Source organism: Pelomonas candidula (assembly GCF_043555985.1).
Lineage (GTDB): Bacteria > Pseudomonadota > Gammaproteobacteria > Burkholderiales > Burkholderiaceae_C > Pelomonas > Pelomonas candidula.
The window spans coordinates 1-5,526 of record NZ_JBIGIC010000033.1; the positions used below are offsets into that span (position 1 = coordinate 1).

General features: G+C 51.8%; 1 protein-coding gene, 2 tRNA genes and 3 rRNA genes. 1 reads left to right on the forward strand and 5 read right to left on the reverse strand.

Annotated elements, in window-relative coordinates:
- Positions 1–5: 5 nt before the first annotated feature.
- Both rrf and ACG04R_RS28280 read right to left on the reverse strand, forming a co-directional pair.
- Positions 6–118, reverse strand: a 5S ribosomal RNA gene (gene rrf / locus ACG04R_RS28275).
- Positions 119–296: 178 nt separating this feature from the next.
- Positions 297–3,173, reverse strand: a 23S ribosomal RNA gene (locus tag ACG04R_RS28280).
- 8 nt (positions 3,174–3,181) lie between these two features.
- On the opposite strand from ACG04R_RS28280, the gene ACG04R_RS28285 reads away from it, so the two are divergent.
- Positions 3,182–3,502 carry a hypothetical protein gene (locus ACG04R_RS28285; protein WP_394418133.1) on the forward strand — a complete coding sequence of 107 codons (321 nt, stop codon included), beginning with the start codon at positions 3,182–3,184 and terminating at the stop codon, positions 3,500–3,502.
- Here ACG04R_RS28285 and ACG04R_RS28290 read toward each other — a convergent pair.
- The 3 genes from ACG04R_RS28290 to ACG04R_RS28300 form a co-directional block, all read right to left on the reverse strand.
- Positions 3,490–3,565: transfer RNA gene (locus tag ACG04R_RS28290), tRNA-Ala, on the reverse strand. The two genes, ACG04R_RS28285 and ACG04R_RS28290, sit on opposite strands and share 13 nt — an antisense overlap.
- Before the next feature lie 9 nt (positions 3,566–3,574).
- Positions 3,575–3,651 (reverse strand) — tRNA-Ile (locus tag ACG04R_RS28295).
- A 191-nt stretch (positions 3,652–3,842) separates the two neighbouring features.
- Positions 3,843–5,366: ribosomal RNA gene (locus ACG04R_RS28300) — 16S ribosomal RNA — on the reverse strand.
- The 16S, 23S and 5S rRNA genes sit together here with 2 tRNA genes alongside, the layout of an rRNA operon.
- Between the last annotated feature and the right edge of the window lie 160 nt (positions 5,367–5,526).

Consider the following 5,526-nt stretch of genomic DNA (forward strand, 5'->3'; position numbering starts at 1 on the left):
TAATAGCCTGACGATGACCTACTTTCACACGGGAATCCGCACTATCATCGGCGCTGACTCGTTTCACTGTCCTGTTCGGGATGGGAAGGAGTGGGACCAAGTCGCTATGGTCGTCAGGCTTGACTGGTTGGCTTACTGGCAAGGCCAATAAACCCAATTCGTAGAGTCAGCAGAGTTACTCTGCACACAGCAATTGCTTGCTGCGGAATCAGTATTTTGATTGCGTCTTCAGACTTCTGAAGAACAGCATAACTTGAACACTCACCTTGATCTGTGCAATTCACAGTCAAAGTTATAGGGTCAAGCCTCACGGGCAATTAGTACTGGTTAGCTTAACGCATTACTGCGCTTCCACACCCAGCCTATCAACGTCCTGGTCTCGAACGACCCTTCAGGGGGCTCAAGGCCCCGGCAAGACTCATCTTGAGACGAGTTTCCCGCTTAGATGCTTTCAGCGGTTATCTCTTCCGCACTTAGCTACTCGGCAATGCCACTGGCGTGACAACCGATACACCAGAGGTGCGTCCACTCCGGTCCTCTCGTACTAGGAGCAGGCTCTCTCAATCTTGCAGCGCCCACGGAAGATAGGGACCAAACTGTCTCACGACGTTTTAAACCCAGCTCACGTACCTCTTTAAATGGCGAACAGCCATACCCTTGGGACCGGCTACAGCCCCAGGATGAGATGAGCCGACATCGAGGTGCCAAACACCGCCGTCGATATGAACTCTTGGGCGGTATCAGCCTGTTATCCCCAGAGTACCTTTTATCCGTTGAGCGATGGCCCTTCCATACAGAACCACCGGATCACTTTGTCCTACTTTCGTACCTGCTCGACTTGTCAGTCTCGCAGTCAAGCACGCTTATGCCAATGCACTATCGTCACGATTTCCGACCGTAACTAGCGTACCTTCGAACTCCTCCGTTACACTTTGGGAGGAGACCGCCCCAGTCAAACTGCCCACCATACACTGTCCCCATCCCGGATAACGGGACAAGGTTAGAACCTCAAACACACCAGGGTGGTATTTCAACGTTGGCTCCATAAGATCTAGCGACCTTACTTCAAAGCCTCCCACCTATCCTACACAGATCTGTTCAAAGTCCAATGTAAAGCTACAGTAAAGGTTCATGGGGTCTTTCCGTCTTTCCGCGGGGAGATTGCATCATCACAAACATTTCAACTTCGCTGAGTCTCTGGAGGAGACAGTGTGGCCATCATTACTCCATTCGTGCAGGTCGGAACTTACCCGACAAGGAATTTCGCTACCTTAGGACCGTTATAGTTACGGCCGCCGTTTACTGGGACTTCAGTCAAGAGCTTGCACCCCATCATTTAATCTTCCAGCACCGGGCAGGAGTCACACCCTATACGTCGACTTTCGTCTTTGCAGAGTGCTGTGTTTTTAATAAACAGTTGCAGCCACCGATTCTCTGCGGCCTCATTGGGCTAACCAAGTAAATGGATCACCTACTAAAGGCACACCTTCTTCCGAAGTTACGGTGTCAATTTGCCGAGTTCCTTCTCCAGAGTTCTCTCAAGCGCCTTAGAATACTCATCTCGCGCACCAGTGTCGGTTTGCGGTACGGTCGTCAATAGCTGAAGCTTAGTGGCTTTTCTTGGAAGCAGGGTATCACTCACTTCGTCTGCAAGCAGACTCGTTATCACGCCTCATCTAAGCCCTCCGGATTTGCCTAAAGAGCACGACTACACGCTTGAACCAACATATCCAACAGTTGGCTGAGCTAACCTTCTCCGTCCCCACATCGCACTATTGATCGGTACAGGAATATTGACCTGTTTCCCATCAGCTACGCATCTCTGCCTCGCCTTAGGGGCCGACTCACCCTACGCCGATGAACGTTGCGTAGGAAACCTTGCGCTTTCGGCGAGGGGGCTTTTCACCCCCTTTAACGCTACTCATGTCAGCATTCGCACTTCTGATACCTCCAGCAGGCTTCACAACCCACCTTCACAGGCTTACAGAACGCTCTCCTACCACGCATATTGCTATGCATCCGCAGCTTCGGTAACTGGCTTAGCCCCGTTACATCTTCCGCGCAGGACGACTCGATCAGTGAGCTATTACGCTTTCTTTAAATGATGGCTGCTTCTAAGCCAACATCCTGACTGTTTTAGCCTTCCCACTTCGTTTCCCACTTAGCCAATTTTAGGGACCTTAGCTGGCGGTCTGGGTTGTTTCCCTCTTGAGTCCGGACGTTAGCACCCGGTGCTCTGTCTCCCAAGCTGTACTCTGCGGTATTCGGAGTTTGCCAAGGTTTGGTAAGTCGCCATGACCCCCTAGCCTAAACAGTGCTCTACCCCCGCAGGTAATACTTGAGGCACTACCTAAATAGTTTTCGGAGAGAACCAGCTATTTCCAAGTTTGTTTAGCCTTTCACCCCTATCCACAGCTCATCCGCTAGTTTTGCAACACTAGTCGGTTCGGACCTCCAGCACCTGTTACGGTACCTTCATCCTGGCCATGGATAGATCACTTGGTTTCGGGTCTACACCCAGCGACTATTCGCCCTATTCGGACTCGATTTCTCTACGGCTTCCCTATTCGGTTAACCTCGCCACTGAATGTAAGTCGCTGACCCATTATACAAAAGGTACGCAGTCACCCTTGCGGGCTCCTACTTTTTGTATGCATGCGGTTTCAGGATCTATTTCACTCCCCTCCCGGGGTTCTTTTCGCCTTTCCCTCACGGTACTTGTTCACTATCGGTCGATTACGAGTATTTAGCCTTGGAGGATGGTCCCCCCATATTCAGACAGGATTTCACGTGTCCCGCCCTACTCTATTCGCGCCTAGTTCCACAATCTACATTTCTCATACGGGGCTATCACCCGCTGTGGCCGGACTTTCCATTCCGTTCTGATATGCAAACTGCTAAAACGCGAGGGCTACTCCGATTTCGCTCGCCACTACTTTCGGAATCTCGGTTGATGTCTTTTCCTCGAGCTACTGAGATGTTTCAGTTCACCCGGTTCGCCACAATGACCTATGTATTCAGTCAGAGTTACTCCTTGCGGAGTGGGTTTCCCCATTCGGAAATCTCCGGATCAAAGCTAATTTGCCAGCTCCCCGAAGCTTATCGCAGGCTATCACGTCCTTCGTCGCCTGTAATCGCCAAGGCATCCACCACATGCACTTAGTCACTTGACCCTATAACTTTGACAGCGCTGACTGCACTGTCGATCAAGGACGCGATCCAACTAGATTTCTCCAGTCCGACCGCTTTTTTGAGTATTCACGCGTTACGCCGTTCTTCATCTAAACAATTTCTTGCTCAGTTGAAGTCTATGTTTGACGCAATCAAAATCATTGCTGACGGCACGGTGTATCAAGAGATACTTTCCGTCAGCAACGCTGATTCGACTCTACAAATTGTTAAAGAACAACAGCCGATCTTTCGATCAAGACTGGCAAACCTCAGAAGAACTCTCGTTCTGCTGAGGTTTGCCAACCTTATGAGTGAAACTGGTGGAGGATGACGGGATCGAACCGACGACCCCCTGCTTGCAAAGCAGGTGCTCTCCCAGCTGAGCTAATCCCCCGATCTCTCGTGGTGGGTCTGGCTGGATTCGAACCAGCGACCCCCGCCTTATCAAGACGGTGCTCTAACCGACTGAGCTACAGACCCACGCGAAACTTGTTTGCGTCGCTCTGCATCATCGCCAGGCTTGTTGAGGCCAGCTCCACAGGCACGCGATTTCACTCACTGTTGTATACAGCCGATAAGTGTGGGCGCTTAAAGCTAAGTGCTTGAGCTTTCGCTCTTAGTTGATCTTGCTCTGCACATTCCTTAGAACGTACGAGGCGCGATCTATCTAGAAAGGAGGTGATCCAGCCGCACCTTCCGATACGGCTACCTTGTTACGACTTCACCCCAGTCACGAACCCTGCCGTGGTAATCGCCCTCCTTGCGGTTAGGCTAACTACTTCTGGCAGAACCCGCTCCCATGGTGTGACGGGCGGTGTGTACAAGACCCGGGAACGTATTCACCGCGGCAAGCTGATCCGCGATTACTAGCGATTCCGACTTCACGCAGTCGAGTTGCAGACTACGATCCGGACTACGACCGGGTTTCTGGGATTAGCTCCCCCTCGCGGGTTGGCAGCCCTCTGTCCCGGCCATTGTATGACGTGTGTAGCCCTACCCATAAGGGCCATGATGACCTGACGTCATCCCCACCTTCCTCCGGTTTGTCACCGGCAGTCTCATTAGAGTGCCCTTTCGTAGCAACTAATGACAAGGGTTGCGCTCGTTGCGGGACTTAACCCAACATCTCACGACACGAGCTGACGACGGCCATGCAGCACCTGTGTTCTGGCTCTCTTTCGAGCACTCCCAAATCTCTTCAGGATTCCAGACATGTCAAGGGTAGGTAAGGTTTTTCGCGTTGCATCGAATTAAACCACATCATCCACCGCTTGTGCGGGTCCCCGTCAATTCCTTTGAGTTTCAACCTTGCGGCCGTACTCCCCAGGCGGTCAACTTCACGCGTTAGCTTCGTTACTGAGAAGAAACCCTCCCAACAACCAGTTGACATCGTTTAGGGCGTGGACTACCAGGGTATCTAATCCTGTTTGCTCCCCACGCTTTCGTGCATGAGCGTCAGTACAGGTCCAGGGGATTGCCTTCGCCATCGGTGTTCCTCCGCATATCTACGCATTTCACTGCTACACGCGGAATTCCATCCCCCTCTACCGTACTCTAGCTATGCAGTCACAAAGGCAGTTCCCAGGTTGAGCCCGGGGATTTCACCTCTGTCTTGCATAACCGCCTGCGCACGCTTTACGCCCAGTAATTCCGATTAACGCTTGCACCCTACGTATTACCGCGGCTGCTGGCACGTAGTTAGCCGGTGCTTATTCTTCAGGTACCGTCATGAGTCCCAGGTATTAACCAGAACCTTTTCTTCCCTGACAAAAGCGGTTTACAACCCGAAGGCCTTCTTCCCGCACGCGGCATGGCTGGATCAGACTTGCGTCCATTGTCCAAAATTCCCCACTGCTGCCTCCCGTAGGAGTCTGGGCCGTGTCTCAGTCCCAGTGTGGCTGGTCGTCCTCTCAGACCAGCTACAGATCGTCGGCTTGGTAGGCTTTTACCCCACCAACTACCTAATCTGATATCGGCCGCTCCAATCGCGCGAGGTCTTGCGATCCCCCGCTTTCACCCTCAGGTCGTATGCGGTATTAGCTGCTCTTTCGAGCAGTTATCCCCCACGACTGGGCACGTTCCGATATATTACTCACCCGTTCGCCACTCGTCAGCTTAACCTGTTACCGTTCGACTTGCATGTGTAAGGCATGCCGCCAGCGTTCAATCTGAGCCAGGATCAAACTCTACAGTTCGATCTTGAATTTACTCAACGGAATCGACTTAAACCATTTGCATGATTCAAATCTAATTTCCGTGAGCGTTTAAAGTCCGAAGGACCGTTGCAAGTCACCCTGCAACATCACTTCGCCTCAAACGCCCACGCTTATCGGCTGCTAATTATTAAAGAACATC